Below are 274 nucleotides of genomic sequence, written 5' to 3' on the forward strand. Positions count from 1 at the left end.
GCGGTGTGTCATTCAACTGATTGGTTGACTGAGACTCCCTCTTCGCGAGCAGGCTCGCTCCCACATGGGGAATTCCCTGCAAAAGGGATGCGCGGTGAGTCAGGGTTTATTGGGAATGCCGTATTTGCGCAATCGATGGGCGATGGCGGTGTGCGAGGTTTGCAAGCGGCTCGCCAGTTGCCGGGTCGAGGGATAGCTGACGTAAAGCTTTTCCAGCAGCGCCCTTTCGAACGATTCGACCGCTTGTTCGAGACTTTCCACCTCAGTGTCGGTC

1 protein-coding gene is annotated in these 274 nt (G+C 56.9%); it reads right to left on the reverse strand.

The window, feature by feature from the left end; genetic code table 11:
- Positions 1–99: 99 nt before the first annotated feature.
- A complete protein-coding gene (locus NR201_RS22565; protein ID WP_256850193.1) occupies positions 100–261 on the reverse strand; it encodes a TyrR/PhhR family helix-turn-helix DNA-binding protein in 162 nt (53 codons plus the stop codon).
- Between the last annotated feature and the right edge of the window lie 13 nt (positions 262–274).

The sequence above is a fragment of the Pantoea sp. Fr-CA_6 genome, assembly GCF_024520895.1.
Lineage (GTDB): Bacteria > Pseudomonadota > Gammaproteobacteria > Enterobacterales > Enterobacteriaceae > Pantoea > Pantoea agglomerans.